This is a genomic window from Frondihabitans sp. Leaf304, from assembly GCF_001423105.1.
Taxonomy (GTDB): domain Bacteria; phylum Actinomycetota; class Actinomycetes; order Actinomycetales; family Microbacteriaceae; genus Frondihabitans.
In genome coordinates, this window is sequence record NZ_LMNV01000002.1 from 2,178,449 (window position 1) to 2,204,817 (window position 26,369).

Here is a 26,369-nt window from a genome sequence, read left to right on the forward strand (position 1 = left end):
ACCACCCGGGCCCACGGATGGGCATAGTTGTGCCCATGCGATTCTTCGTCCGGCTCGTGATCAACGCGCTCGCCCTCTGGCTCACGACGCTTCTCGTCTCCGGCGTCAACGTGGTGTCGTTCGGTGACGGCACCGTGGTGCCCACCGTGCTGACCTTCCTCCTGGTCGCGTTCATCTTCGGCCTCGTCAACAGCATCGTCGGCACGGTGGTGCGCGTCGTGGCCTTCCCGCTGTACATCCTCACCCTCGGGCTGATCTCGCTCGTCGTGAACGGAATCCTGCTGCTCGTGGTGGCCTGGGTCTCGGAGCTCATCGGGTTCGGTCTGGTCGTCGACAATCTCGGGTGGGGGATCCTCGGGGCCCTCGTCCTGGCGATCATCGCCTGGCTCATCGGCATCGTGCTGCGACCGCTCTTCGGTGACGTGCGCGGTCGTCGCTGACCCATGGCGTTCGAGGTCAGCGAGTTCGACGAGGTCGGCGATGAGCCGACGCTGTTCCGCGTCGTCTTCGTCTGCACCGGAAACATCTGTCGTTCGCCGATGGCCGAGGTCGTGTTCCGCGATCTCGTCGAGAAGGCCGGCTACGGCGATCGGGTGACCGTCGCATCGCGGGGCACCGGCGACTGGCACGTCGGCGAACGCGCCGACTCACGCACGGTGGCCGCACTCGCCGGGCGGGGCTTCGACGGCTCGCAGCACCGGGCCCGCCAGTTCGAGGCGGCGGATTACGACAGGCACGACCTCCTCGTCGTCTTCGATCGCGGTCAGGAGCGCATTCTGAAGGGCTGGGCTCCCTCCGACGACGACCGGTCGAAAGTCCAGCTCCTGCTAAAATTCGACCGCGACGGCTCCGCCGTTCACGCCGGCGACGGGACTGACGTTCCCGATCCGTACTACTCCGACGACGCGATGTTCGAGACCGTGCTCGACATGGTCGAGCACGCGTCGACCGCGCTGTTTCGGCAGATCGAACCAGCACTCCGACAAGGATCGACCACATGAGCCTTCCCATGCAGCCCCTCAGCCCTCTCGACGGTCGCTACCGCCAGGCGGTCGAAGGGCTCGGGGAACACCTCAGCGAGGCCGGCCTCAACCGGGCTCGCGTGCATGTCGAGGTCGAGTGGCTGATCGATCAGACCGATCGACGATTCGCAGGATCCGCGCCGCTGTCCGACGAGCAGAAGGCCGCTCTCCGCCGGGTCGTCACCGACTTCGGCCAGAGCGCTATCGACGAGCTCGCCGTGGTCGAGGCCACCACCCGCCACGACGTCAAGGCCGTGGAGTACTTCGTGCGGGCACGCCTCGCCGAGCTGGGCCTCGACGGGGTCGCCGAGCTGACCCACTTCGCCGCGACGAGCGAAGACATCAACAACCTCTCGTATGCGCTGACCGTGAAGGCCGCCGTCGAAGATGTCTGGCTGCCGAAGTTCGACAGGGTCATCGCCCTGTTCGAAGGTCTTGCCCGCGAGCACGCCACCACGCCGATCCTGTCGCACACGCACGGCCAGCCCGCGACGCCGTCGACGGTCGGCAAGGAGTTCGCCGTTTACGCCTACCGCCTCGGGCGCATCCGCTCCCAGATCGCGTCGTCGGAGTACCTCGGCAAGTTCTCGGGCGCCACCGGCACGTTCTCCGCGCACGTCGCGGTCGACCCGACGGTCGACTGGGTCAGCGTCTCCCGCTCGTTCGTGGAGGGGCTCGGTCTCACCTGGAACCCGCTCACCACCCAGATCGAGTCGCATGACTGGCAGGCCGAGCTCTACAGCCGAGTCGCCCACGCCAACCGCGTGCTGCACAACGTCGCCACCGACATCTGGACCTACATCTCGATGGGCTACATCACGCAGATCCCGGTCGCCGGCGCGACCGGCTCCTCGACGATGCCGCACAAGATCAACCCGATCCGCTTCGAGAACGCCGAGGCGAACCTCGAGATCTCGTCGGCGCTCTTCTCCTCCCTCGCCGAGACGCTCGTCACGAGCCGCCTGCAGCGCGACCTCACCGACTCGTCGGCACAGCGCAACATCGGCGTGGCCTTCGGCCACTCGCTCCTCGCGCTCGACAACATCACCCGCGGCCTCGGCGAGATCTCGATCAACACCACCGCACTGGCCGCCGACCTCGACGGCAACTGGGAGGTGCTCGGCGAGGCCATCCAGACGGTCATCCGCGCCGAGATCACCGCTGGCCGCTCGTCGATCAGCGACCCCTACGCGATGCTCAAAGAACTGACCCGCGGTCACCGCGTCGGGCAGGCCGAGCTCGTGGCGTTCGTCGAGGGCCTCGACATCGGCGACGACGCGAAGGCACGCCTGGTCGCGCTGACGCCGGGCGGGTACGTCGGGCTGGCGGCTTCGCTCGTCGACTTCCTGCAGAAGTAGGTCGGGCGGGATCCTCGGCCCCGTCTCTGCTGTTTCGGACGGGGCGGTGCGTGCCAAAGAATTCAGTGCCCGCGGGGCCGTTCGTCGAAGTCGTCGTTCTCGAGCAGACCCTTGACGCGGCCGTTCTCGTCGCGGATCTCGTGGAGCTCGGCGTCGTTCGGCTTCGCGGCGAGCGCCAGCATGGCGAGAATTACGACGCCGACGATGAAGGCGATGCAGAGGAAGATGCCGGCGAGGTTGATCTCACGGGTGGCGAGCAAGACGATCAGGCCGGTGAAGAGGCCGAAGACGGCGGAGAGCCCGAGCAGCTCGGCGGGGCGGACGCGCTCGCGCCTGGTGGGTGTGGTCATGAGGAATGTGCTCCGTCGGTGCTCGAGTCGTGCGTCTCGCCCGAGACGCGGGGTTCTGCGGCGCCGGAGCCGGGCGCGCGATACGTCTCTGGCTGGCCGGTCTGCCACTTGAGCGAGAGCCCCTGAATGATGAGGAAGACGCCGACGAGGGCGCCGTAGGCCCCGACGACGCCGACCAGGATGGTCGAGGACGTCAGCGTGCCGCGGATCTCTTCGATGCCGCCGAGCTGCTTGGAGTAGTCGGTCGGCACCACGAGGTAGACCAGGGCGAGAGCCAGGGTGAGCCCACCGAGCAGCATCCAGTCGCGGGCCAGCTGGCTCTCGCGGCGGCGGCGAAGCCCGGTGAAGAGCTCGAGGGCGCCCGTGATGACGGCCCAGCCGGTGACAACGGCCACGAGCGTCGGGAGCCTGCCCGAGGGGGCGAGCAGTGCGACGAGACCGAAGACGACGCCGACGACGCCCTGCACGACGGCGAGCGTACGACTCGACGCATCGGCGAGATACCGCCACGAGGCGACAGCGAGCAGAATGCCGCCCGCGATCGTCGTCGACCCGAAGACGGTGAGGCCGACACTGGCCGAGTGATCGTTGACGAACGTCGTGACGAGACCGAGAACGAGGAGCGGCACCGCCCGGAAGACGGGGACCGGCCAGTACCGCGCGTCGAGCGCGGGGTCGTGGTGGGTGGCCGTCACGTGTCTTCTTCCGGGGTCGGGGGAACGATCGAGTTTACCCCGCGCGCTGCGGGGGCCTCACGGTGTCGCTCGGAGTCGAGCGCACGGCTTCCGTCCACTCCCGATACCTTCTCAGCAACCGCCACTACGGTCGGCTTATCTGCACCCGAGCACCCGCTCGCACCCGCGACTGAGAAGTCGATCCCCTCTGGGAGATGACTTTGACCGTTCTCGATTCCCCCGCGTCCGCGCCCGCCGCGCAGGCCCCGGCGCCGATGCGCGTCCGAAACCACGCCGAGCTGCCCGCGGGGTTCCGCGGCACCACCTCGGGTGAGACCTCGAAGCCGATCAGCACCTATACGGCGTTGCTCGCGAAAGTACGCGATGCCGGTCTCCTCGAGCGCCGCACCGGGTTCTACGTCGCCATGTTCGTGGGCGTGACCCTGCTGCTCGCCGCCGCCGTGACCGGATCCGTCCTGCTCGGCGACAGCTGGTTCCAGCTGCTCATCGCCGCCAGTATCGGCCTCATCTTCACGCAGTACGCGTTCCTGGCGCACGAGACCGCTCACCGCCAGGTGTTCGCATCGGGTGTGACGAGCGACCGGGTCGGCCGGATCCTCGCCTCGGGCGTCGTCGGCATGAGCTACGCCTGGTGGACGTCGAAGCACACCAAGCACCACGGCAACCCGAACACGATCGGTCGTGACACCGACATCGCCTACGACACGGTCTCGTTCCTCGAGCAGGACGCCGTCAAGCAGCGCGGTCTCTCTCGCCTCTTCACGCAGCGCCAGGGCTACATCTTCTTCCCGATCCTGCTGTTCGAAGGCGTCAACCTGCACCTCCTCTCCTACAAGACGCTGTTCGGCCGCAAGAAGGTCGACAAGCGCTGGCACGAGATCGCGATGGTCACGGCACGCTTCACCATCTACCTCGGCCTTATCTTCTGGTTCCTGCCGGTCGGAATGGCGTTCGCCTTCGTCGGCGTGCAGCTGGCGATCTTCGGCCTCTACATGGGCTCGGCTTTCGCTCCGAACCACATCGGCATGCCGATCATCCCCGAGTCGAGCCGCGTCGACTTCCTCTCGAAGCAGGTGCTCACCTCGCGCAACATCACCGGCGGTCGCTGGATGACCATCGCGATGGGCGGCCTCGACTATCAGGTCGAGCACCACCTGTTCCCGAACATGGCTCGTCCGCATCTCCGGGCCGCGTCGAAGCTCGTTCGCGAGCACTGCACCGAGCACCAGGTGCCCTACACGCGCACCACGATCGGCCAGGCGTTCGGCACGGTCATCGCGTATCTCAACCGTGTCGGCCTTGCCGCGCGCGTGCCGTTCGACTGCCCGATGGCAGCCGAGTACCGACCGCGCTAACCGGGCCGCCTCCCGGCCCCGTGGGTAGGCTCGCGGGCATGAGCGCCCTCGACGACATCCGGCTCGCCGAGGCCGCTCGGATGCTCGGCATCCACGACGTCGACGAGTTGGCCGGGCGGGCACAGGCGTGGCTCGCGGACGGCGTGGAGTCGCCGAGCATCGCGCTGCTGGTGGAGAGCGGCGACCTGCCCGAGGAGCAGCGGCTCAGGATCCTGCGCTCCGCCGCCGTCGAACTCGACCTGACGTTCGCGAGTCTTCAGACGGCGCGCACCTATTACGTGCAACGGTCCCTGCCCGAGCTCACCACCGTTGAAGGCGCGGCGGGCATCGCCGCGCTGTCGAACGGGCTGACGGACGAGTGGACGGGGCGGCTGCGGCGGCTGTTCCGGCGACTCTGAGCGGCCCGGTTCGTCGCAGTTTCTCGCGTGGCTGACCGAGTGAGCGCTCACGGACTAGCGTCACGCCCATGGACTATAGAAACCTGGGCTCCTCGGGAGCCGTCGTGTCAGAGCTGACACTCGGAACGATGACTTTCGGCGCCGAAGCCGACGAAGCCACCTCGCACGCCCTGCTCGACACCTTCGTCGAACACGGCGGCACCTTTATCGACACCGCCGACGTGTATTCGTCCGGTGTGTCAGAAACCATCATCGGGCACTGGCTGAAAGCACACCCCACCGAGGCCGAGCAGGTGGTCATCGCGACCAAGGGCCGGTTCCCGATGGGCGAGGGGCCGAATGACCTCGGTCTCTCGCGCCGCCACCTGCGCACGGCGCTCGACGCGTCGCTCACGCGCCTCGGCGTCGACCACGTCGACCTGTACCAGATGCACGCGTGGGACGCCCTGACTCCGATCGACGAGACCCTGCGCTTTCTCGACGACGCCGTCGCCGCCGGCAAGATCGGCTACTACGGCTTCTCGAACTACCTCGGCTGGCAGCTCACCAAAGCCGTCCACCGCGCTCAGGCGCTCGGCTTCGTACCGCCCGTCACCCTGCAGCCGCAGTATTCGCTGCTCGTGCGCGACATCGAGCACGAGGTCGTGCCGGCATCCGCCGACGCCGGAATCGGCCTGCTGCCGTGGTCACCGCTCGGCGGCGGCTGGCTGACGGGCAAGTACAAGCGCGACGAGGCACCCACCGGTGCGTCGCGACTCGGCGAGAACCCGGCACGGGGCATGGAGGCGTGGGAGGCCCGCAACGCCGACCCGCGCACCTGGGACGTGCTCGACGCCGTGCAATCGGTCGCGACGGAGCACGGAGCCACCGCCTCGCAGGTCGCGATCGCTTGGCTGCTCGCCCAGCCGACCGTCACGAGCGTGATTCTCGGGGCCCGCTCGGTCGAGCAGCTCGTCGACAACCTCGGCGCCTCGGGCCTCGGGCTCAGCGACGACGACGTGGCACGGCTTAGTGCGGCGAGCGCCCCACAGGCCGACGACTACCCGTACGGGGTGGCCGGCGCGGCGCAGCGGAACCGGAAGATCGAAGGTGGTCGCTAGGGTCGGGGCCTCCTCGCGAGTGCCGCCGATTGCCGACAGCCGCGGCTGAGCGGCGGCAAATGGCGGCACTCGGGGCACCGCGCGGGCTAGACCCCGCCGAAGCGCTCGGTGCGGATCGTCGCCGGGTCGTGGCCGAGCCCGACCAGCGCCTCCGACACCGCGGCGACGAACCCGTTCGGGCCGCAGACGTAGAACGACGCGCCGGCACTGGGCGGAAAGACGAGCGACGCGAGACGCTCGGCGTCGAGGCGGCCGATCGTCGTGGTGACGCCCTCGGGTGCGCGACGAGTCCAGACCCGGGCGACCGAGAAGGATCCTGACCGCTCCCGCTCGGCCAACTCGTCACGGTAGTACTCGGCCTCGGGATCGCGCAGCGAGTAGAGCAGCCGGAACGGCGCGGTGCCGGCACCGGCCGAGCGCGCCCGAAGCATTGCCATGAGGGGCGCGACACCCGACCCGCCGGCGATCAGCTGCACCGGCTCGGGCTGGGTGTCATGCCAGACGAACCAGCCACCGATCGGCCCGCGGATCTCGAGGGGATCGCCCGGTTCGAGTCCGCCGACGAGGTACGGAGAGACCTCGCCGTCGGGAAGCTCTTCGACGGTGAGCTCGACCTCGTCGTCGGCGAGGGGCGAGACGAGAGGCGGCCCGCCGGGAACGGCCGAGAGCGAATACGACCGCACGGCCTGGTAGCCGTCGTCGGCGGTGAGGCGCACGTCGACGTGCTGGCCAGGAGCGACCAGGCCGAGGCCCTCCACCCGGAGCCGGATGCTGCGCGCCGTCGTGGTCTCGTCACGAGCGCCCACGCACACGGCTGGGCGCCACGCGTTGGTCACTCGGCCGTCACGAGTAGCGCTCTTCCTTCCACGGGTCGCCGTGCGCGTGATAGCCGAGCCCCTCCCAGAAACCGGGCGTATTCACCGGCATCGTCTGAATGCCCTGCACCCACTTCGCGCTCTTCCAGAAATACAGGTGCGGCACGAAGAGGCGGGCCGGGCCGCCGTGCTCGCTGCGGAGAGGCTCCCCCTCGAACTCGTGCACGATCCAGGCCTTGCCGCCGAGTAGGTCGGCGAGCGGCAGATTGGTCGTGTAGCCGCCATAGCTGCGGGCCATCGCGAACTCGTGCGTCGTCTCGAGGCCGTCGAAGAGGGTGTCGAGCGAGACTCCCCGCCAGTTCGTGCCGAGCTTCGACCAGCTCGTGACGCAGTGGATGTCGGTCGCGATCGTCTCCTGCGGCAGAGCGAGAAAGTCGTCCCACGAGAGCGACTTCGCGCCGTTCTCGGTCGCGATCTGCAGCTCCCAGCGCTTGATCTGAGGGTCGGGGCCGGTCGCGAGAACCGGAAAGCCCTTCTCCAGATACTGACCGGGCGGGAGCGCAGGATCCGCGCGACGCCTGCTGGCAAAACCGGTGAATCCGACCACGGCGCCTCCTCAGCTCAGGCCTTCAGCATGGCACCGCTCGCTCGTGAGTGAAAGGCGCGTGCTCTACCTGCCTACAATCACTTGTGCTGGCACAGGAACCCGTCGCGGTCGAAGCCCCGTCGACCGCACCCGCCGCAGCTCCCTCCCGACTCCTGGCCGCGGCCCAGCGGATGCCGTCGTGGGTGGCCGTAGTCGTCATCTACGCCATCTCCCGGGTCTTCTCCACGGCACTGATGTTCGTGCTGTACCGGATCGCCGCCTCCGACCCCGGTCACTACGGCAACGGCTACGTCGACGCGGGCCCGACCGGCGGCCTGATCGGCTTTCTGAACGTCTGGGATGCCCGCTTCTACACGAGCATCGCCGAGCACGGCTACCCGCAGCAGCTCCCCGTCGATGCGGCCGGCGCCGTCCAGTCGAATGCATGGGCGTTCCTCCCGGTCTTCCCCTGGACCAACCGGCTCATCGCTCAGCTCACCGGATGGGAGACCGGCACGGTCGCCGTGCTCGTGGCGACGGTCTTTGGCGGGCTCGCGGCCGTCATGCTCCACAAGTTCCTGAGGCTCCGCGTCGACGCGCTCGGAGCTCTCTGGGGAACGACGTTCTTCTGCTTCGGCGCAATGGGATTCATCCTGCAGACCGGCTACGCCGAGAGCATGTTCCTGTTCTTCCTGTTCGCCGGCATGTGGGCGTTGATGAAGCGCCGCTACGGGATCCTCACCTGGTGCGGAGTGCTCGGATCCTTCACTCGCCCCGGAGCGGTCGCCCTCGCCCTCGCCCTGCTGATCGTCGTCCTGTACCGCTTCGTCAAGCACCGCGACGAGTTCCCGAGAGCCGAACGCGTGATCGCCGTGCTCAGCGGCCTGGCAATTGCCGCGGCGGGTCTGGCGTGGCCGTTCATCGCCGCCGCCTTCACCGGTCGAGGCGACGCCTACCTCGAGACCGAGATGTCGTGGTGGACCGACATGATCGGCTACAAGCCGCCCTTCATCCCTCTCACACCGTGGTTCTTCATGACCGTCCACTGGCTCGGCATTCTGGGCGCGGTCGTTGCACTGGCGATCGTCGCACTCTGGTTCTGGGGAATGAACAAGCCGTCGCTCCGTCGACTCGGGCTCGACGTGAGGGCCTTCTTGACGTCGTACGCGCTCTACCTGTTCGCCGTGTTCCTGCCGCAGTGGAGCCTGCCGCGCTTGATTATGCCCCTCGCCCCCGTGCTCGCGGTCGACAGCGTCACCCACCACCGGGCGATCCGGCGACTCATGCTGGCCTCGGGCATGGGGTTGCAGATCACGGCCGCGGTGACGCTGTGGCTGACCGGGCCGCCGTAGCCGATCCGTTCGGCGCCTGCTGCAAATTCGAAGGAGAAACCGGCATGCCACCCCGGCCGATCGCCATGAAACCGTCGGCCGGCGCAGGTTTTTCCTTCAAATTCGGAGCGGCGGGGGGCGGAGCGGGGCCGCCCTCAGGATCCGTCGGGCCGGCTCTCGAACCCGGCCGACGCCTGCCGCTGGTGCGCGATGCCCTCCTCGACGAGGTCGAGCACGGCCAGCGTCCGCTCGACATCCGCTGCTGTCGGGTGCGACCCGTCGGCCGCGGCCACGGCGCTGAGCATGGTCTCGGCGCGACCGTCTTGCAGGCGCGCGAGATTCGCGTCGGCCTTGACCGTGTGCCAGAGCTGGATGCGGCGGGCGTCGTCCGGGTCGGCTCGACGCTCGACCAGGCCGTGCGCTTCGAGGGCACGGAGAGCCGAGCTCAGGTTGCTGCGCTGGAGCCCCGTTCCGGCCGCGACGGCACTCGGGCTCGACCCGGGGTTGCGGTGGATGAAGCGGATGACGTTCTGCTCGGAGCCGACGAGGTGGATCACATCGTCGGGAAGGCCGTGGGTCTGGAGCTCGCGGGCGATGACCAGAATGCGATCGGCGATCTCCGCCCAGGTGGACGCGTCGACGGATCCGGAAGTCATGCTTACACACTAGCCGTCGTTCCCTTATAGTTCTATAACTATGACTACCACCGCCACGATCGCGCAGCCCACGGGCCACAAGGGATTGACCCCGGGTCTCCTCGTCGTCCTCGCCCTCCTCTCCGCCCTCGCTCCCTTCGGCACCGACCTCTACCTCTCGGCGTTCCCGGTGATGACCCGCGAACTCGACACGAGCGCCACGGCCGTGCAGCTCTCGCTGACCGCGTTCCTGATCGGCATCGCGATCGGCCAGCTCGTCTTCGGCCCCCTCTCCGACCGCTTCGGACGACTCCGTCCCCTCCTCATCGGCGCCGTGATCTGCATCGCCGCCAGCGCGGTCGCAGCGCTCGCCCCGACCATCGGGATCCTCATCGCCGCACGACTCGTGCAGGGACTGACCGGTGCAGCCGGCATGGTGATCGGACGCGCGATCATCTCCGACCTCGCCGTCGGCAAGGCCGCCGCGAAGGCGTTCAGCCTCATGATGATCGTCGGCGGAGTCGCCCCGGTCGTCGCACCGCTCGTCGGGAGCCTGCTGGTGTCGAGCATCGGGTGGCGCGGGATCCTCTGGGTCGTCTTCGGGATCGTGGCCGTCAGCGCGATCGCGGTCGCGGCAGTGGTGCGGGAATCGCACACGCCCGAGCGGAGAGCGGCCGCGGTGTCGGCGGCGGCGGCCGGATCCTCGGGTCTTCGCGATCTCCGCTCGCGCGTCTTCGTCGGCAACACGCTGGCGTTCGCCTTCGCGTTCGCCGTCATGATGGCCTACATCTCGGCCTCGCCGTTCGTCTACCAGACCATGATCGGGCTGTCGGCACCCCAGTACGGCCTCCTGTTCGGGCTCAACGCGGTCGGGCTCGTCGCAATGAGCGCGATCTCGGCCAAGCTCGCCGCGACCCGGCCCGAGCGGTCGCTGGTCGGGGTGGGTCTCGCGCTGATCCTGGTGGCGACGCTGGCCATTCTCGCGCTGGTGCTGCTCGGCGCCCCCACCGCGTGGCTGCCCGTGCCGCTCTTCGTCGCGGTCACGAGCCTCGGCCTCGTGCTCGGAAACGCCACAGCGCTGGCCCTCTCCGCCGTCCCGCGAGCAGCCGGAACCGGCTCAGCCGTGCTCGGAGCGCTCCAGTTCGCCCTCGCGGCGCTCGTCTCGCCGCTCGTCGGGCTCGGCGGGGAGCACACGGCGCTGCCGCTGGCCGTCGTGATGGTGGCGGCTGCAGTGATCGCGGTCGCCTCTTTCGCCCTGGCGGCTCGGCGGCGCTGAGACCCCAGAATCGATCAGTTTTCGCCTCGGCGGGACGTCGAATTCGAGGTCTCGCCGGGCGGCGACGATTGCCCTGGGCAAAGGGCGCGTGGTGGACTAGAGGCGCGTGCGAAGCAGGGCGCCCACCGAACCTCTTCGCCGATCGGGGCCCGATGACTCATCGCACCACACGACCGCACCTCACGCGCCACCCGCACCGCACACGCCCCCTCGCCGTCGCCGCGATCGCCGCGGGGCTGGCCCTCCTTGCCAGCGCCTGCACAGCGGGCCAGCCGAGCCCCGAGCCCACCCCGGAACGCAGCACGAAGGCCCCCGTGACGATCCAGAACGAACCCACGTCGATGATCTTCGAGGGCGGCCTCTACCGCGAAAAGGACAGCCTTGCGGCTCGCGCGGCGAAGAGCCTCCGCGACAAGGGCAACGATCGTGCCGCAGCAGCCGCCGACGAGATCGCGCAGACGCCGGTCGCGATGTGGCTCGGCGACCAGTACAGCGTCGCGAAGGTGAAGAAGGTCGTGAGCGCGAACGTGAAAGCGGCCGAAGCCGAGGGCACCACCCCGGTGTTCGTGCTCTACGCGATCCCGAACCGCGACTGCGGCGACTACTCGGCCGGCGGCTGGAGCGCCGAGGAGTACCCGATCTGGACGCAGGCGATCGCCGACACCCTCGAGGGCCACCGTGCGGCCGTGCTCATCGAGCCCGACTCGCTCGCGATGCTGAGCAACTGCCCCGATGAGACCGACCGGCGACTCCCCCTCATCAAGAAGACCGTCGAGCAGTTGAAGGCCGCGAAGATCCCGGCCTACCTCGACGCCGGCAACTCGAACTGGGTCCAGCCCGACGTGATCGCCGATCGGCTCGACAAAGCCGGCATCGAAGACGCCCGCGGCTTCTTCACCAACGTCGCCAGCTTCTACGGGGTCGACGACGAACGCGCCTTCGCCGAGAAGGTGTCGGCACTGACCGGCGACTCGCACTACGTGATCGACGTCTCGCGCAACGGTCAGGGCTGGAAGGGCACCTGGTGCAACCCCGACGGCGCAGGGCTCGGCCAGCAACCGCACGCCACCGACGGCACCACCGGGCTCGACGCACTGCTCTGGGTGAAGACCCCCGGCATCAGCGACGGCAACTGCAACGGCGGGCCCGACGCCGGCGTCTGGTTCGCGTCGTACGCCGAGCGTCTCGTCCGCAACGCGGCCGGGAGCTGAGCGCCCTCGACCGAAACCCGAGCGGCGAACCGCAGGATCCTGCGCTCCGTGCTCCGGTCGGCGTTCGACCGCACCGAAAAGTGCTCGCGCCGCTGCCGCTCGGTGCCCTAGTGTGACCGGCGGGGGACGCGCTGGCACTCCCCCTGCTTGCACGAGGGGACGATCATGGGTCGAACGACGACAATCCGCACACCGATGCGGGGCCGACTGCTCGGCGCCGCCGCTGTCGCCTGCGTACTGGCCCTGGCGGGCACTGCGCTCGCCACTCCGGCGCATGCCGCCGCGGGTGCGCCCGTGGCCGAGGGCTCCGACTGGACGGTCACCAAGACGGCGGGCGGCTACGAGGTCAAGCTCGACGTCGACTCGCCGGTGCCCCTGCGCGGAGCCGCCCCCGTGCTGAAGGTCGACGGTCAGACGGTCGGCATTGCCGCCGAGAGCCTCGACCGGCGTCAGCTGACCGTGACCACCACCGATCCCGCCGCCGCGAGCGCGCAATCGGTCGAGCTCGGCTGGTCGAGCGACTCCGACGCGTCGTCTACCGGTGCCGCGGCTGCCGACGCGACCCCCCTCGTCACCCCCGACAACAAGCCGACACCGCTCTCGACCGACCCGGCGGCCACCGGGCAGTACACCGTCGCCCGCGCCGACTACGACCTCGGCGACGAGGCCGTGACCCTCCGCGGATTCGGCGGTCGCAAGGGCGAGATGCGCGCGGCGGTCTTCGTGCCGACGGATGCCCCCGGCAAGCGCCCGGTCGTCGTCTTCCTGCACGGTCGCCACGAAGCCTGCGTCGGGGGTCTCCCCAGCGAGCAGGCGTGGCCGTGCACACGCCACCAGACCGATATTCCGAGCTACCTCGGCTACAACTCGGCGGCCAACGCGCTGGCGAGCAACGGCTACGTGGTCGTCTCGATCTCGGCGAATGCCATCAACGCCCTCGACGGCTCGCTCGCCGACGACGGCGGAGCGGTCGCCCGCGGCCAGCTCGTGCTCGACCACCTCGACCTCCTCAAGCGCGCCGACGCCGGCACGGCCCCCGGTCTGTCGCCCCTGCTCGCCGGAAAACTCGACCTGAACGACGTCGGCCTCATGGGGCACTCGCGCGGCGGCGACGGCGTCGTCCGCGCGGCGCTGCTCAACCAGCAGCGCGCCACCCCGTTCGGAATCAAGGCCGTCCTCCCCCTCGCCCCGACCGACTTCGGGCGGATGACCCTTCCCGCAACGAACATGGCCGTGGTGCTCCCCTACTGCGACGGCGACGTCTCCGATCTGCAGGGCCAGCACTTCTACGACGACTCCCGGACGGCCTTCGGCGACGACGTGCTGCGCTCCTCCGTGCTGGTCATGGGCGCCGACCACAACTTCTTCAACTCGATCTGGACGCCCAGCAAGTACAAGCTGGCGTCGTCCGACGACTGGTACGACGACGAAGACGCGGTCTGCGGGGCGAAGTCGGCGACGACCACGCGCCTGTCGGCGGATCGCCAGTCGGCGGTCGGCACCACCCTGATCAGCGGATTCTTCCGCCTCACCCTCGGCGGCGACCAGCAGTTCCTGCCGATGTTCGACGGAAGCAACCGCCAGCCGGCGAGCATCGGCGACGCCGACCTGCGAGTGTCGGCCTCGCTCCCGGGTGCGACCCGGCGCGATCTCGCCCTCTTCACCACGAAGGATCCTTCGGTGACGGCTTCTGGTGACATCACCGCCGTGACCTGCGCGAGCGCGATGGGGTACGGCGCAGCGCCGGCCCTGCCCGCCTGCGTCGACGGCTACGTGACGACGGTGCCCGACTTCACCGAGGCCTACCTGGCACCGTCGGTGCCGTCGACCCCGTCGCTGCACGTCGTCCCGAAGGCGAAGAAGACCGGCGGTGAGGTGCACGTGCCCGTCGCCGCGGCCGCTCGCGACTTCTCAGGCTTCTCGACACTCTCGCTGCGACTCACTCCCGACGATAAGGCGACCAAGGCCGCCGACGTCTCGATCAGCCTGCACGACGCCGCCGGAAAGGTGTCGACCAGGCGCCTCTCTGACTTCAGCGACGCCGGACAGGTGCTGCCGGGGAGCTCCAGTGCGCCACGCAAGACCCTGCTGCAGCAGGCGCGGATCCCCCTCTCGGCCTTCGCGACCGCTGGTACGGGTGCGGGTTCCGGTACGGGTGCCGGTGCGGGCGCCGTCGATCTCACCGCCGTGACCGAGGTCACCATCGACGTGCCCGCCAAGAACGGCGGGATCCTTCTCAGTGACCTGTCGCTGCTGCCCACCCCGACCCTCGGCACTCCGGGCGGTGCGACGCGAGTCGCAGCCAGCCTGGCGAACCGCACCATCGACGAGGGCAACGGGCGCGCCAGCGCCAAAGCCGCGATTGTCCTGTCGAAGCCGGCGGTTTCGGCCGGGGCCGTCTACTTCGACCTCGACTACGCCTACGACGACCGGGTCGGCGCGGTGATGCAGAAGGTCACGTTCCAGCCCGGGCAGACCTGCAAGGCCGTCAGCATCCCCCTGCTGGGCGATAAGAAGGCGTCCAATCAGCCCCTCACCGGCTACGGCATGACCCTCAGCAACACGCAGGGTGGCGTGATCATCGGCGACTCGATCGGCCAGCTGACCGTCCGCGAAGACGACGGGGTGATCACCGACAAGGGTCGCCCGGTCGCGTCGGCCCCGGCCGTCGGCAAAGCCGGCGACCCCTGCGCGGAGGCCCAGGCCCCGGCGACGACGATCAGCGCGAGCCCGGCCACAGTCACGTCCGGCAAAGCGGTGGCACTCAGCGCAGCCGGGTTCCGGGTGGGTGAGCGAGTGAAGGCAACGCTCGACGGACGCGTCGTCCTGCAGACGATCACGGCCAGCTCGAAGGGCACGATCCGCTTTCCGGTGACGAAGACGGCCAGCCTCAAGGCGGGCAAGCACCTGCTGACGGCAACCGGATACGGGTCGGCGCACCGGGCGGCGGGGTCGTTCACCGTGGCGGCGAAGAAGTAGGCGGGGCCGGGGCCGCACTCCGACCTAGAGCGGCGGCCGCTCCCGCTCCTGCGCCACGACGGCCTCGCGGTCGGCGAGCCCCCGCAGCCCGGCCAACGGCTGAGCCATGCGATGGTTCGTCGCCAACCGCGCCTGGTTCCGGTCGAGGAACGCCCAATACCCGGCCGTGAACGGGCACGCATCCTCGCCCAGCCGCTTCTTCGGCGAGAACCGACAGCCGCCGCAGTAGTCCGTCATCCGGTTGATGTACGCGCCACCCGAGGCATACGGCTTCGTCGCGACGATGCCGCCGTCGGCGTGCTGAGACATGCCCACGACGTTGGCCGGCATCACCCAGGGCGTGCCGTCGACGAACATGTCGACGAACCAGTCGTTGAGCGCCTTCGGGTCGTAGCCGCGCTGCAGGGCCCAGTTGCCGAGCACCATCAGCCGCTGGATGTGATGCGCCCAGCCGTGCTCCCGCACCCCGTCGATGGCGTGGTGCAGACAGTTCGCCTCGATCGCATCCGGGGTGAGCGTGGTGAACGCCTCCGGCAGCGGCTCGTGTGCCTCCAGCGCGTTGTTGCCGGCGGTGTAGCCCTCACCGAGATACCAGTAGAGGTGCCACACGTAGTCGCGCCAACCGGCGACCTGCCGCACAAACCCCTCGACGCTCGCGAGCGGGGCATTGCCGTTCGCGTGCTCGGCTGCGACCCGCTCGACGACGGCTCGCGGATCGAGCAACCCCAGGTTGAGCGGCGCACTCAGCAGCGAGTGCGCCATCGTCCAGTCGCCGGTCAGCGTGGCGTCTTCGAACGGCCCGAAGTCGCCGAGCCGCGACTCGACGAAGTCATCGAGCGCGAGGGTCGCCTCCGCCTCGGTGACCGCGAACCGGCGCGGTCCGTCGGCCCCGACCAGTGTCACGCTCCCCTCGGCCTGCCAGCGGTCGAGGTCGCTGCGCACCTCGTCGTCGATGTCGTCTTCGGTCGGCCACCACGGATCGGGCAGACCCAGCGTGACGGCGTTCTTCGGCGGAGCGGCTCGGTTGTCGTGGTCGTAGTTCCACTGCCCGCCGACGGGCTGGTCGCCCTCCATCAACAGCCCGGTGCGCTCCCGCACGGTCCGGTAGAAATCCTCCAGCAGGATCCTCGAACCCGGCTTGCGTGCATCCGCCCACTCTCGGAAGACGCTCTCGTCGGTGACGAAGCCGCGGGAGACCAGGATCCTGCACCCCACGTTCCGCACGAAGCGCCTCGCCGCGTACGAGGTCGGGTCGATCACCTCGAGGTCGGCGTTGTCGAAGCCCGCCTCGGTGCGCGCGGCCAACGCCTCGTCGTAGCTGTCGACGCGGTGGTACGCGCAGCGATCGCCGAGCTCGCGGGCGCGGTGCCGCATCGCGGAGAGCAGCAGGTGCGCCTTAGCCCGGTGGATCGGACGGCCCGAGATCAGCGACTTCGCTTCGATCAGAAGGATCCGGCCGCCGTCGTCGAACAGCGAGCCGAGTTGGCCTGTGAAGAGCCAGCGGGTGGGGGCCTCCGGAGGCGCGTCGTGCTCGGGCATGCGGTGGACGGTACCCGCCCGCCGTCGTCTCGTACCGGCTCTAGGCTTGGCGGGTGATCGTCGCCGCCATCGTCCTCTTCGTCGCCGCCCTCCTGATCGTCGGCGTGACCGTTGCCGCCACCGGCGGGCTCCTCCCGATCAACAGCATCGCCGGCATCCGCTACCGCTACTTCATGGCGTCGGAGAGCGCCTGGCAGGCCGGGCACCACGCCGCGCTGCTGCCGGTGACCATCGGCGGCGTCATCATGGCCGCGGGCGGCGTCGTGCTGTTGCTGCGGCCCGCGACGCCCGAGCTCTTCGTCGTCGCGGTGATCGTGCTCTTCCTGGTGTTCGCGGCGTGGGGTGTGATCCGCGGCAACCGTGCGGCGCTCGACACGGTCGCCGCCGAGCACGTCGACGAGGCGTGAGACCTCGAATTCGACGGGTTTCAGTCAGCTGCGACCGTCAATTTTGGGGTTTCACGCGGCTTGACAAGAACCACTAGTCACGCGAGAGTAGTCGCGTGTCCTCCATCCGCCTGTTCATCCTCGACGCGTTCGCGCGCTACGGAGAGATGCACGGGCACCAGCTCCGCCTGCAGGCCGAGCAGGAGCGCATCGCGCTGTGGACCGACATCAGCGTCGGGGCACTCTACGGCGCCCTCAAGCGGCTGGCGGCCGACGAGCTGCTGACCGAGGTGCGGACCGAGCGCGAAGGCAACTTCCCTGAGCGCCAGGTCTACGCCATCACCGACCGGGGCCGTGACGTCCTCGCCACGTTGCACCGGTCGACCCTTCTCGAGGTCTCGCCGAAGCCCGACCCGTTCGACCTGGCACTCGCCCGCCTCGACCGTGAGCGCCTCGACGAACTGCCGCGTACGATCCAGGAGCGCGTCGACGCGTACGAGCGCCTGCTCGACGAGACCGTCGCGAACAACGAGCGGGCCCGACAGTGGCTCACGGTCGGCGAGGAGTTCGTGATCGCCCACGGTGAGCACCGGCTCCGCTCGGAGATCGACTGGCTCCACAAACTGCAGAAGCATCTTCCGGCAATCGTCGACGACGAACGCGCGCGGGTCGAGCCCGACCGCGCCACCTCTTAACCCCTCCCCACACCCCGCAACCCCCGCACCAGTACCGGCCGCTCAGGCCCCTACCGGACTGCGGCACGAAAGGCCCGATCATGACCACCGCGACCGCAGCGGCCTCCAAGCCCAGCGCACCGCCCATTTCGAAGACGGCGTGGCGATCCCTCGTCGTCCTCCTCATGGGCATGTTCATCGCCCTGCTCGACACGACCATCGTCAACGTCGCGCTCCCCACCATCCGCACCTCGCTCGACGCCTCAGAGTCGACGATCTCGTGGATCATCTCGGGCTATGCGCTCGCGTTCGGTCTCGCGCTGATCCCGGCCGGCCGTATCGGCGATCGCATCGGCCACAAGTGGGTGTTCTTCACCGGCATCGCCCTGTTCACCGTCGCGTCGTTCGCGTGTGGAATTGCGCAGACCGACGAGCAGCTCGTCGTCTTCCGCGTGATCCAGGGGCTCGCCGGCGGCATCTACGTTCCGGCCGTGACCGCGTTCATCCAGATCCTCTTTCCGCCGCAGTCCCGCGGTAAGGCCTTCGCGATCATGGGCAGCGTCATCGGCGTCTCGTCGGCGCTCGGCCCCATCGTCGGAGGTCTGCTGATCCAGGCGTTCGGCGACACCGATGGCTGGCGGACCGTCTTCTACGTCAACTTGCCCATCGGCGCAGCGACCCTGATCTTCGCGGCGATCTGGCTGCCGAAGCGCGACAAGAGCGCCCCGCGCCCTCCGGCCGGCCTCGACTGGTTCGGCGTGATCCTCGTCTCGGCCGCCCTCGTCGCCCTCCTCGTGCCGCTCATCCAGGGCCAGGACGCCGGCTGGCCGCTCTGGACCTACCTCACCCTCGCCGGCGGCGTCGTACTCCTCGCCCTGTTCGGCCTCTGGGAGGTCCGGGTCGCCCGCCGCGACGGCTCGCCTCTCGTGCCGCCGTCGCTGTTCAAGCACCCCCAGTTCACCGGCGGGCTGATCCTCGCGCTGGTCTACTTCGCGGCCTTCACCAGCATCTTCTTCACGATCTCGCTGCTCTGGCAGACCGGCCTCCAGCACTCGGCGCTCGAGTCCGGCGCCGTCACGATCCCCTTCGCGGTCGGGTCGATTCTCGGATCCTCGCAGAGCAACCGTCTCTCGCAGCGCCTCGGTCGCACCGTCCTCATCGTAGGAACGGCCCTCGTCGCGATCGGCCTCATCTGGATCTGGCTTCTGCTGCTGAACGTCACCGGCACCGACCTCTCGCACTGGATGCTCCTCGCGCCGCTCGCCATCGCCGGTATCGGCAACGGGCTCTTCATCGCGCCGAACGCCCAGTTCATCGTCGCGACGGTGGACCGCAAAGACGCAGGATCCGGCTCGGCCGTGATCGCAGCCATCCAACGCATCGGCTCCGCCGTCGGCATCGCCATCATCGGCTCGGTGCTGTTCGGTGGCATCGTCACCCCGAAGCCGGGCCCCAACGCCGGTGCCGAGTTCGCGGCCGGGTTCACCACCGCGTCGGCGCACGCGATGATGGTCAGCGCGATCTTCGCCGTGGCCGCCTTCGTGCTGGTGTTCGCGCTGCCGAAGCGCGTCGGGTTCGGCGGAGCGCCGGCCGGCGGGAAGCCCGGGGCCGGTCCTGGTGCAGGTGCAGGTGCCAGTGCCAGTGCCAGTGCCAGTGCAGGCGACAAGCCGGGTGCTGACGTGGCTGGCAACGCCGGCAGTGCTGACGCGCACGGCAGTGCTGGCGCGCACGGCGCCCACGCGGCCGATCCCGAGCACCCGGCCGAGCCCATCCACGCCGGGCACGGGGCCCACGCCGCGGCGCCCGCGACGACGCACGGCTCGCATGCGGCCGATGTCGAGCCCGACGCCGAGCCGAAGCCCTAACCCGCCCGGCGAAAGTGCACAAAACGGCCCCCGAGTCTTGCTCGGGGGCCGTTTTCTGCACTCTCGTAGCGCTAGGCCGGACCGTCAGCCGACAAAACAGGTCAGACCACGCGCGAGACAGGCCAATAAAAGCCGAATTCGTCGGCTGAGGGCCCGAACGTGTTCAGAACGCTGGCAAAAGCGACGTTTCTACCCGCTCAGGCGCCAGAATCGGCCGATTTTGCCAGGGTTCTGAACGGACCTAGCCGGCGATGCGCACGAAGTGGTGCGCTTGATCCCAGATGGGACGGACGGTCACGAAGCCGCCGGGCTTCGGCGCGTCGAGGATCATGCCGTTGCCCGCGTAGATGCCGTCGTGCTCTTCGTTGTCGAAGACGACCAGATCGCCGGGAACGGCCTCGCTCTGCGAGATCGTCGTGCCCATTGCGTCTTGCGTGGGCACGTAGTGCGGCAGATCGATGCCGAACTGCGCGTAGACGAACATGATGAGGCCGGAGCAGTCGAAGGCGGAGGGGTCGCCGCCGCCGTGCACGTAGGGGGTGCCGAGGTACTGCAGGGCGACCTGGAAGACCTCGGCGCGATCGAGGTGATCGTAGAGCGGCTTGGCCAGGTAGTCGGCGGCGGAGGGCCCGGTGTAGTCGGTGACCCCCAGGGCTTCGCGGGCCGAGATCGCGGTCTTCTCGTAGTCGACGACCGAGGTGGCGCCGTAGCCGTCGCGGGCTCCGACTGTGGTGGTCACGCTGCTCGAGACCGCGTACTGCTGACTACCCGAGGCGACCGAAGCGGCGCCCGTACCCGTGCCTGCGGCGAATGCCTGGCTCTGCGTGGCGTCGAGCGCCGGGATGATGCTGGTCGCGACGATGCCGCAGACGATCGTGAGCAGACCGACGCGTCGAGCGGTCGTGGCGACACTGCCGCGACGGGTGCGAGCGACTTCGGCCGGGCGCACCGCAGCGGTCTGCGGGGCGGTGCGGCGGCGGGGAGCGGCAGGAGCCGAGACGAACGTCTGCCGACGCCCGTGCACGTGCCCGGGGATGCTCGCCGCGAGCCCGCCGAACGAGCCGGTGGCCGACGAGGTCGGGGCAGAAAGCGCAGGATCCGACGCGGCCGGCGACTCGACGACGGGTGCCGCGGTCGCAACCCGGGTGGGCATGGGCGCAACAACTGGCGAGGTGGGCACAGCCGCGGGGGCACCCGACGCGGCAGCACCGGATGAGAGCTCGGCGGCGGCAGCGGCCTCGCGAGCCGCTCGCGCGGCGCGGCGCGGGCTGATGACCGTGTCGAGCACCGGCCCGGAGGCGCCGACGACCTCGGACGCACCGGCAACTCGGGGAAGGTCGTTGCTCTGGGAGACGACAGGAGCCGCTCGACGACCGGAGCGGCGGGTTAGCGGCTCAACGGAGGCGAGGTCTGTCGTTGTCATCGGCATCCACCCTAGGGGGGATTTTGGGGCCGGATCAACCTCCATTCCTAGGGTCGCGGTCTTCTCGCGATATCCGGTTCAACTAGGGGTTGAGGGTCGTGCTCAGAAACTTCACGGTCGCCTCGTAGGCTTCGCGGGCCTCGGGCAGGTGCGCGTGGAACTGGTACTCGTGCGGCAGACCGGGTCGGCGCCCGTCCTGCCAGAGGAGCCGAGCGACCGGCACTCCCAGCTCGGTGAGGCGATCGGCGAACGGGATCGACTGGATCCTGGTGAGGGGATCCGCGTCGCCGCCCGACACGAACGAGGGCGGAAAGGCGGAGGTGAGAGCGGGGAGCGTCGAGAGGCCCGCCGCCTTCGGCGAGCGTGTCCATCGTCGGGTGCCGGTGTAGGCCCACAGTGCCTTGTGGAACCCCCACGCCATGATGCCCCGCAGTTCGGCCACGGCCTCGAAGTCGTAGATGCCGCAGTGCAGGATCGTCGCTGCGAGCTGCTCGGGGCGGAGGCTCGGTTCGAAGCCGATCCGTGCGGCGTAGGCGGGGTTCGTCACGGCGGCGGCGAGCTGGCTGGCGAGCTGCGCACCGGCCGAGTCACCGGCGAGCACGATCCGGCCGGGATCGACGCCGAGTTCGGCGGCGTTCGAGAGCAGATGCCGGAGGGCGTCGTCGATCTGGCGGAGCGGCGTGGGGTAGCGAGCGTCGGGGCCGACCGTGTAGTCGACCGCCACCGTCGTGTAGCCCTCGAAGGCCAGGTCGCGCAAGTAGGGGCGAACGTCGGCCCGCGACCCCGAGACCCAGGCGCCGCCGTGGATCCACACGATGGTCGGGCGGGGGCGCACCTCGCCGAGAGGGCGGTAGAGGTCGTAGCGGAGGTCGTCCCGGATCCTGCCGTAGCGAATACCGGGGCGCCCCGCCACCGGGCCCGCGGTCGAGTACTGCTCCATCTCGCGCACGCATGATCGGGTGCCGCGGTCGAACAGCCACCGGATCGCGGCCACCGCCGGGCGGGGCGTGATCAGCTCGCTCGTGACGACGGCGCTTGCGGTGAGGGCGGCCAGACCGAGGAGGGCGGTGGGGGTGCGCATCGTTCCAGTCTGACCCTTGTACACCCCTCCCTTGGGGGCTTGGCACGGACGGTGAGAATTTTTACCCTTGGACTATCCGGCCTCTGAACTTCAGACCGGAGATCCACCGGGAGTAGACGTGATCACCACCCAGAGCGCAGCCGAGGCTCCCGACGAGACGAGCGTGCACCACCTGTTGGGCGCGTTTCAGCGGTTTCAGGGTCAGAACGAGCGGATGACCTCGCAGCTGATCGTCGAGCACGGCGTCGGCGCCGTCGAGCTTCGAGCCCTGCTGACTCTGCGCGTTCACGGCGAGATGACTCTGACCCGGCTCGGGCAGCTCCTCTGTCAGATCCCCAGCACGATCACGTTCCTCGCCGACCGCCTCGAGAAGGCCGGCTACCTCGCGCGACGACCGAACCCCACTGATCGGCGCAGCCTGCTCGTCTCGCTGACGTCGGACGGCGGAGAAGTCGTCGCCGACATCTGGAAGCGCTACCGCCTGCTGTTCAGCACCGTGGTCGATCGCGACGACGTCGGCCGGCTGACGCGGGTGTTCGACGACCTGAGCGCAGCCATACCGGTCGAGGCGACGCGATGACCGTCCTGCCGACCGGCGCGGCCCCCGCACACAGAGAGTCGACCGCCCTTCCGCGCGTCGCGCCCCGCCAGCCCCGCGTCCGCCTCGACGCCTTCCCCCGCAAAGCCTCGAACCGCTGGCTGCTGCGACTCGCGCTGGCCGCGCCCTTCGTCGTCATCGCGCTGATCGAGCATTTCTCCAGCGGACTCACGTCGGGCACGACCGTCAACCAGGATCTCCTGGCCCGGGTCGAGCAGATCGACTGGACCCGCGCCGATGTGTCGTGGGTCGGCAGCCTCTACCCGCCGATCGGCACGGTATTGGCCTCGCTCATCCCCGGCGGAACGCTCGGTCTCGGTATCGCCGGCGCCGTAGTGGCAGGGCCGTTCCTGCAGCAGATGATCGAAGTCATGCACCAGCGCCGGTTCCCCCGGATCAAGGCGACCGCGTTCTTCATCGCCCTCGCGGTCAATCCCCTCTTCGCTTACACGGTCACCACGAACTTCGAGGCTTTCCTCGGCATCGCGTTCTTTGGGGTGGGTGCGATCAACATGTTCCGCTTCATCGTGAACCGCAACACCCAGGCGGGCTTCCGGGCCGGGCTCCTCTTCATGGTGAGTGCCCTGAGCAGCACCAGCGGCCTCGTCTTCATCGCCGTCGCCGGTGTCACCGCGCCCCTGCTGACGCTCGCACGGAGAGGTCAGCGCGGAGCGCGCGCCTCGAACATCCTCGTGATCCTCTTCCCCACCCTGTCGACCTTCGTGACGGTGTTCTTCCTCCAGCTGGTGTTCCTCCACCGGCCCTTCGCCGTGCTGACGACCCAGTTCACCTACGACCCGACTCGCTGGGCGCTCTTCCCGCAACTCGTCACAACCCTGAACGGCTTTCTGATCCTCGCTCCGATGCTGTCCGGCTGGGCCCTGGCGCTGCTCGTCCGACGGCCCGGCGCGATCCTCATCTCGACGTTCCTCTTCGTCGCGCTGATCTTCGGCTACGTGTTCGACCTCATCCCGCTGAACGCGGCCGGCAACACGTTTCTAATCATGACCATGATGGGCATCGCAATCCTGCCCGCCGCCACCACGAGGCGGGCGACGACCCTGATCACCATCGTCGCGGGGGCGCAGATCATCATCGCCTGGGCGGCCGCCTACAACCGTCCGGTCGTGCTCGACTGGATGGGCTCCCTCACGCACACGCTCGGATGGAACTGACATGGACGCCACGACGACCTCGACCCCCCTGGTCTCTGAGCCGGGCGCCGGTCGGCACCGCGCCGGCCGCCCCCTGTCGCTCGATCCGGCCTGGGCCCACTCGATCGACCTCGACCTGGTTCGACGAGGATCCGGGCAGCGCTACATCACCGAAGACTGGCTGCCCCTGCGCCGGCTTGCCGACGGCACCCTCCTGATCGCCTCCACCGAGCGGTTCAACGACGCCGCCCTCGCCGACGCCCTCAGCGAGGAGTTCGACGAGCCGGTCGTCTTCACGCGCGTGGGGCCGTGGGAGCTCAAGAGCATCGCCCTCAAGGTCTTCGGCGACAAGGTCGCCGATGACGCCGCGAACGCCCTGTTCCACCGCAACCCCGAGCTCTCGGGCCGGATCGTGTTCTCGAGAAGCCAGAAGATCTCGGGCCTCGTCTTCGGCATCGCGCTGGTCGTGCTGGCCCTGCTGTGGCCGCGCGAGACGGCGATCGGCGTGCTCGCGACGGTGAGCCTGGTGTTCCTCGCCGGCACCGCGTTCAAATTCTTCGTGTCTCTGCAGGGCGCGCGGTTCGACGTCGTGGAGCGCATCACCGACACCGAGGTCGCCGAGCTCTCGGACGACGACCTGCCGGTCTACACGGTCTTGGTGCCCGTGTTCCACGAGGCGAACATCGTCGCGCAGCTGATCGACAACCTCGGCGGACTCGACTATCCGGTGCACAGGCTCGAGGTACTCATCCTGATCGAGGAGGAAGACCTCGAAACGCGCCAGGCCATCGAGAAGGCCGAGCCGCCAGCGCACTTCCACATCGTCACCGTGCCGAAGGGGCACCCGCAGACGAAGCCCCGCGCCTGCAACGTGGGCCTCTTCCTCGCCTCGGGCAGCTACCTCGTGATCTACGACGCCGAAGACACCCCCGATCCCGATCAGCTCAAGAAGGCCCTGATCGCGTTCGACCGTGGCGGCGACGACACCGTGTGCGTGCAGGCGGCGCTCAACTACTTCAACGCCACCGAGAACGCCCTCACTCGCATGTTCACGCTCGAGTACTCGTACTGGTTCGACTACATGCTCGCGGGCCTCGACCGCTCGAACCTCCCGATCCCCCTCGGCGGCACCTCGAACCACTTCCGCACCGAGGCGCTCATCGAGCTCGGCGGCTGGGATCCCTACAACGTGACCGAAGACGCCGACCTCGGCATCCGTGCCTCCGCCATCGGCTACCGCGTCGGCGTGATCAACTCCACGACGATGGAGGAGGCGAACACCTCCATTCCGAACTTCATCCGCCAGCGATCGAGGTGGATCAAGGGCTACATGCAGACCACGCTCGTGCACGCGAGGCGACCCGTCGCTCTCATCCGCGAGGTCGGCATCGTCCGGTTCCTCGCCTTCGCCCTCCTGATCGGAGGAACCCCGGCGACCTTCCTCGGAGTGATCCCGTTCTATCTGCTGACCGCGGCCTCGCTGGCGATCCCGAGCACGGTCATCTCGTCGGTGTTCCCGGTCTGGGTGCTCTGGATCTGCCTGTTCAACTTCCTCATCGGCAACGGGATCATGGTGTACCTGTCGATGATGGGGCCCTTCAAACGCGGAACGTTCAACCTGATCCTGTGGTCACTTTTGAACCCGGTGTACTGGATCCTGCACTCGCTCGCCGCGTACAAGGGGCTCTGGCAGCTGCTGACCCGCCCGCACTACTGGGAGAAAACCGAGCACGGTCTGACGCAGCAGACGTCGTAGCGTTCGTCTCGTCGAGAACTCAGGATCCGCGTCAGCGTCCTTGACGCTTCTTGAAGGGCTTGGGTTCGCCCTTGAGCACCTTGCCGCGTCCGACACCCTTCGAGGCCTTCGCTTTGCCGCCTGCCGGCTTCGGCTCGGGCGGAGGCGGGGTCGAGGGCTTGGCGAGCTCCGCGTAGGCGTCGGCGAGCGCCGCCTGACCGGCCCGCGTCAGTCGCGGTTCGGGGTCGGTGCGGTCGAAGAGCGTCTTGCCGTATTCGGCCTCGATGGCGGCGAGCGACGAGTTGAGTTTCTGGCGCGAGATGTCGAGCCGCTGAGCCGCTCGGGGAAAGTGCAGCTCCTCGGCCGCGACGACGAAATGGCGCAGCTGGCTGATCTTCACCTGCACAACTTACCGTCGGTGCGGCAGGATCGACGCATGGACGACCAGGCGGCATACGACCTCTGCGCCAATCTGCCGTCGGCGGAGCTGACGCACCCGTTCGGTTTCGAGACGGCGGTCTACAAGGTGCGCGGCAAGGTCTTCGCCCTCTCGCCGCTCGTGGGCGATCGCGGGTCGATCACGCTGAAGGTCGATCCGGAGGACGCCCTCGTGCTGGTGCGCGACCACGACGAGATCACGCCGGGCTACCACATGAACAAGCGGCACTGGATCACGGTCGACCTCGACGGCGCCCTGCCCGACGACCTCGTGGCGGATCTGATCGCCGAGTCGTACCGGCTCGTGGTGCAGACGTTGCCCCGGGTGCGGCGGCCGGTGGCGTGATGCGTCTGGGCCCGGTCGC

At 68.8% G+C, this 26,369-nt stretch carries 26 protein-coding genes; 17 read left to right on the forward strand and 9 right to left on the reverse strand.

The features are described from left to right. Window positions 1-35: 35 nt before the first annotated feature. From ASF54_RS09885 to purB, 3 genes are read left to right on the forward strand one after another with little or no spacing between them, the layout of a single operon-like run. The gene (locus tag ASF54_RS09885; protein ID WP_055961492.1) at window positions 36-440 is read left to right on the forward strand and encodes a phage holin family protein; all 405 of its coding nucleotides are present in this window, start codon (window positions 36-38) and stop codon (window positions 438-440) included. Window positions 441-443: 3 nt separating this feature from the next. Beyond that, complete coding sequence (locus ASF54_RS09890; RefSeq protein WP_055961496.1) at window positions 444-1,001, forward strand: low molecular weight protein-tyrosine-phosphatase; 558 nt, start codon at window positions 444-446, stop codon at window positions 999-1,001. After that, a complete protein-coding gene (gene purB / locus ASF54_RS09895) occupies window positions 998-2,380 on the forward strand; it encodes an adenylosuccinate lyase (protein ID WP_055961498.1) in 1,383 nt (460 codons plus the stop codon). The genes ASF54_RS09890 and purB overlap by 4 nt, the downstream gene beginning before the upstream one ends. Before the next feature lie 62 nt (window positions 2,381-2,442). Here the strand turns inward: purB and ASF54_RS09900 are convergent, their stop codons facing one another. Together ASF54_RS09900 and ASF54_RS09905 are read right to left on the reverse strand one after the other, a co-directional pair. Continuing rightward, window positions 2,443-2,730, reverse strand: a complete 288-nt coding sequence (locus tag ASF54_RS09900; RefSeq protein WP_200919588.1) for a hypothetical protein — start codon at window positions 2,728-2,730, stop codon at window positions 2,443-2,445. Then, the gene (locus ASF54_RS09905) at window positions 2,727-3,425 is read right to left on the reverse strand and encodes a DUF308 domain-containing protein (RefSeq protein WP_055961501.1); all 699 of its coding nucleotides are present in this window, start codon (window positions 3,423-3,425) and stop codon (window positions 2,727-2,729) included. Before ASF54_RS09905 ends, ASF54_RS09900 begins: the two co-directional genes overlap by 4 nt. A gap of 194 nt (window positions 3,426-3,619) precedes the next feature. On the opposite strand from ASF54_RS09905, the gene ASF54_RS09910 reads away from it, so the two are divergent. The 3 genes from ASF54_RS09910 (at window position 3,620) to ASF54_RS09920 (ending at window position 6,278) form a co-directional block, all read left to right on the forward strand. Next, complete coding sequence (locus ASF54_RS09910) at window positions 3,620-4,780, forward strand: fatty acid desaturase family protein (RefSeq protein ID WP_084816083.1); 1,161 nt, start codon at window positions 3,620-3,622, stop codon at window positions 4,778-4,780. A gap of 38 nt (window positions 4,781-4,818) precedes the next feature. After that, window positions 4,819-5,178 (forward strand): hypothetical protein, encoded by a 360-nt coding sequence (locus ASF54_RS09915; protein WP_157510104.1) that lies wholly within the window; start codon window positions 4,819-4,821, stop codon window positions 5,176-5,178. A 68-nt stretch (window positions 5,179-5,246) separates the two neighbouring features. Continuing rightward, window positions 5,247-6,278 (forward strand): aldo/keto reductase, encoded by a 1,032-nt coding sequence (locus ASF54_RS09920; protein ID WP_055961506.1) that lies wholly within the window; start codon window positions 5,247-5,249, stop codon window positions 6,276-6,278. Window positions 6,279-6,364: 86 nt separating this feature from the next. On the opposite strand, the gene ASF54_RS09925 is transcribed toward ASF54_RS09920, so the two are convergent. Continuing rightward, window positions 6,365-7,084, reverse strand: a complete 720-nt coding sequence (locus ASF54_RS09925) for an FAD-binding oxidoreductase (RefSeq protein ID WP_235480998.1) — start codon at window positions 7,082-7,084, stop codon at window positions 6,365-6,367. Between the two features lie 37 nt (window positions 7,085-7,121). Then, a complete protein-coding gene (locus ASF54_RS09930) occupies window positions 7,122-7,700 on the reverse strand; it encodes a molybdopterin-dependent oxidoreductase (protein WP_055961509.1) in 579 nt (192 codons plus the stop codon). Window positions 7,701-7,783: 83 nt separating this feature from the next. On the opposite strand from ASF54_RS09930, the gene ASF54_RS09935 reads away from it, so the two are divergent. Continuing rightward, on the forward strand, window positions 7,784-9,031 hold the full coding sequence (locus ASF54_RS09935; RefSeq protein WP_055961513.1) for a mannosyltransferase family protein: 1,248 nt from the start codon (window positions 7,784-7,786) through the stop codon (window positions 9,029-9,031). A 134-nt stretch (window positions 9,032-9,165) separates the two neighbouring features. On the opposite strand, the gene ASF54_RS09940 is transcribed toward ASF54_RS09935, so the two are convergent. Then, entirely contained in the window at window positions 9,166-9,666 is a 501-nt protein-coding gene (locus ASF54_RS09940; protein ID WP_055961516.1) for a MarR family winged helix-turn-helix transcriptional regulator, read from the reverse strand. Between the two features lie 40 nt (window positions 9,667-9,706). Here ASF54_RS09940 and ASF54_RS09945 point away from each other — a divergent pair, with 40 nt between their 5' ends. The 3 genes from ASF54_RS09945 (at window position 9,707) to ASF54_RS09955 (ending at window position 15,111) form a co-directional block, all read left to right on the forward strand. Next, complete coding sequence (locus tag ASF54_RS09945) at window positions 9,707-10,921, forward strand: multidrug effflux MFS transporter (protein WP_055961519.1); 1,215 nt, start codon at window positions 9,707-9,709, stop codon at window positions 10,919-10,921. Between the two features lie 152 nt (window positions 10,922-11,073). After that, window positions 11,074-12,132, forward strand: a complete 1,059-nt coding sequence (locus tag ASF54_RS09950; protein ID WP_055961524.1) for a glycoside hydrolase family 6 protein — start codon at window positions 11,074-11,076, stop codon at window positions 12,130-12,132. Window positions 12,133-12,297: 165 nt separating this feature from the next. Further along, entirely contained in the window at window positions 12,298-15,111 is a 2,814-nt protein-coding gene (locus ASF54_RS09955; RefSeq protein WP_157510105.1) for a hypothetical protein, read from the forward strand. Window positions 15,112-15,135: 24 nt separating this feature from the next. Here ASF54_RS09955 and ASF54_RS09960 read toward each other — a convergent pair whose 3' ends face one another. After that, complete coding sequence (locus ASF54_RS09960; RefSeq protein ID WP_055961530.1) at window positions 15,136-16,650, reverse strand: cryptochrome/photolyase family protein; 1,515 nt, start codon at window positions 16,648-16,650, stop codon at window positions 15,136-15,138. A gap of 53 nt (window positions 16,651-16,703) precedes the next feature. Here ASF54_RS09960 and ASF54_RS09965 point away from each other — a divergent pair, with 53 nt between their 5' ends. From ASF54_RS09965 to ASF54_RS09975, 3 genes are all read left to right on the forward strand, one after another. Next, window positions 16,704-17,057 (forward strand): SdpI family protein, encoded by a 354-nt coding sequence (locus ASF54_RS09965; RefSeq protein WP_055961533.1) that lies wholly within the window; start codon window positions 16,704-16,706, stop codon window positions 17,055-17,057. 95 nt (window positions 17,058-17,152) lie between these two features. Next, window positions 17,153-17,731: a PadR family transcriptional regulator gene (locus ASF54_RS09970; RefSeq protein ID WP_055961535.1), complete on the forward strand. Its 579-nt coding sequence runs from the start codon at window positions 17,153-17,155 to the stop codon at window positions 17,729-17,731. 80 nt (window positions 17,732-17,811) lie between these two features. Beyond that, a complete protein-coding gene (locus ASF54_RS09975) occupies window positions 17,812-19,575 on the forward strand; it encodes an MFS transporter (RefSeq protein ID WP_084816085.1) in 1,764 nt (587 codons plus the stop codon). Between the two features lie 241 nt (window positions 19,576-19,816). Here ASF54_RS09975 and ASF54_RS16965 read toward each other — a convergent pair whose 3' ends face one another. Continuing rightward, the gene (locus tag ASF54_RS16965; RefSeq protein ID WP_162237118.1) at window positions 19,817-20,998 is read right to left on the reverse strand and encodes a C40 family peptidase; all 1,182 of its coding nucleotides are present in this window, start codon (window positions 20,996-20,998) and stop codon (window positions 19,817-19,819) included. 82 nt (window positions 20,999-21,080) lie between these two features. Further along, on the reverse strand, window positions 21,081-22,079 hold the full coding sequence (locus tag ASF54_RS09985; protein WP_084816087.1) for an alpha/beta hydrolase: 999 nt from the start codon (window positions 22,077-22,079) through the stop codon (window positions 21,081-21,083). 118 nt (window positions 22,080-22,197) lie between these two features. Here ASF54_RS09985 and ASF54_RS09990 point away from each other — a divergent pair, with 118 nt between their 5' ends. The 3 genes from ASF54_RS09990 to ASF54_RS10000 are packed head-to-tail and all read left to right on the forward strand — an operon-like array spanning window position 22,198 to window position 25,587. Further along, window positions 22,198-22,659 carry a MarR family winged helix-turn-helix transcriptional regulator gene (locus tag ASF54_RS09990; protein WP_055961541.1) on the forward strand — a complete coding sequence of 154 codons (462 nt, stop codon included), beginning with the start codon at window positions 22,198-22,200 and terminating at the stop codon, window positions 22,657-22,659. After that, window positions 22,656-23,852: a hypothetical protein gene (locus ASF54_RS09995; RefSeq protein WP_055961544.1), complete on the forward strand. Its 1,197-nt coding sequence runs from the start codon at window positions 22,656-22,658 to the stop codon at window positions 23,850-23,852. Before ASF54_RS09990 ends, ASF54_RS09995 begins: the two co-directional genes overlap by 4 nt. A gap of 1 nt (window position 23,853) precedes the next feature. Beyond that, window positions 23,854-25,587 carry a glycosyltransferase family 2 protein gene (locus ASF54_RS10000; RefSeq protein WP_084816088.1) on the forward strand — a complete coding sequence of 578 codons (1,734 nt, stop codon included), beginning with the start codon at window positions 23,854-23,856 and terminating at the stop codon, window positions 25,585-25,587. 31 nt (window positions 25,588-25,618) lie between these two features. Here ASF54_RS10000 and ASF54_RS10005 read toward each other — a convergent pair whose 3' ends face one another. Then, entirely contained in the window at window positions 25,619-25,966 is a 348-nt protein-coding gene (locus ASF54_RS10005; protein WP_055962423.1) for a LysR family transcriptional regulator, read from the reverse strand. 36 nt (window positions 25,967-26,002) lie between these two features. On the opposite strand from ASF54_RS10005, the gene ASF54_RS10010 reads away from it, so the two are divergent. Continuing rightward, window positions 26,003-26,350 (forward strand): MmcQ/YjbR family DNA-binding protein, encoded by a 348-nt coding sequence (locus ASF54_RS10010; RefSeq protein ID WP_055961546.1) that lies wholly within the window; start codon window positions 26,003-26,005, stop codon window positions 26,348-26,350. The last annotated feature ends 19 nt before the right edge of the window (window positions 26,351-26,369 follow it).

Bases quoted from the DNA above. Each gene is read 5' to 3' on its own strand.
- ASF54_RS09885 (WP_055961492.1), top strand. From the start codon at position 36: ATGCGATTCTTCGTCCGGCTCGTGATCAACGCGCTCGCCCTCTGGCTC.
- ASF54_RS09890 (WP_055961496.1), top strand. From the start codon at position 444: ATGGCGTTCGAGGTCAGCGAGTTCGACGAGGTCGGCGATGAGCCGACG.
- purB (WP_055961498.1), top strand. From the start codon at position 998: ATGAGCCTTCCCATGCAGCCCCTCAGCCCTCTCGACGGTCGCTACCGC.
- ASF54_RS09900 (WP_200919588.1), bottom strand. From the start codon at position 2,730: ATGACCACACCCACCAGGCGCGAGCGCGTCCGCCCCGCCGAGCTGCTC.
- ASF54_RS09910 (WP_084816083.1), top strand. From the start codon at position 3,620: ATGACTTTGACCGTTCTCGATTCCCCCGCGTCCGCGCCCGCCGCGCAG.
- ASF54_RS09915 (WP_157510104.1), top strand. From the start codon at position 4,819: ATGAGCGCCCTCGACGACATCCGGCTCGCCGAGGCCGCTCGGATGCTC.
- ASF54_RS09920 (WP_055961506.1), top strand. From the start codon at position 5,247: ATGGACTATAGAAACCTGGGCTCCTCGGGAGCCGTCGTGTCAGAGCTG.
- ASF54_RS09940 (WP_055961516.1), bottom strand. From the start codon at position 9,666: ATGACTTCCGGATCCGTCGACGCGTCCACCTGGGCGGAGATCGCCGAT.
- ASF54_RS09945 (WP_055961519.1), top strand. From the start codon at position 9,707: ATGACTACCACCGCCACGATCGCGCAGCCCACGGGCCACAAGGGATTG.
- ASF54_RS09950 (WP_055961524.1), top strand. From the start codon at position 11,074: ATGACTCATCGCACCACACGACCGCACCTCACGCGCCACCCGCACCGC.
- ASF54_RS09955 (WP_157510105.1), top strand. From the start codon at position 12,298: ATGGGTCGAACGACGACAATCCGCACACCGATGCGGGGCCGACTGCTC.
- ASF54_RS09960 (WP_055961530.1), bottom strand. From the start codon at position 16,650: ATGCCCGAGCACGACGCGCCTCCGGAGGCCCCCACCCGCTGGCTCTTC.
- ASF54_RS09975 (WP_084816085.1), top strand. From the start codon at position 17,812: ATGACCACCGCGACCGCAGCGGCCTCCAAGCCCAGCGCACCGCCCATT.
- ASF54_RS16965 (WP_162237118.1), bottom strand. From the start codon at position 20,998: ATGACAACGACAGACCTCGCCTCCGTTGAGCCGCTAACCCGCCGCTCC.
- ASF54_RS09985 (WP_084816087.1), bottom strand. From the start codon at position 22,079: ATGCGCACCCCCACCGCCCTCCTCGGTCTGGCCGCCCTCACCGCAAGC.
- ASF54_RS09995 (WP_055961544.1), top strand. From the start codon at position 22,656: ATGACCGTCCTGCCGACCGGCGCGGCCCCCGCACACAGAGAGTCGACC.
- ASF54_RS10000 (WP_084816088.1), top strand. From the start codon at position 23,854: ATGGACGCCACGACGACCTCGACCCCCCTGGTCTCTGAGCCGGGCGCC.
- ASF54_RS10010 (WP_055961546.1), top strand. From the start codon at position 26,003: ATGGACGACCAGGCGGCATACGACCTCTGCGCCAATCTGCCGTCGGCG.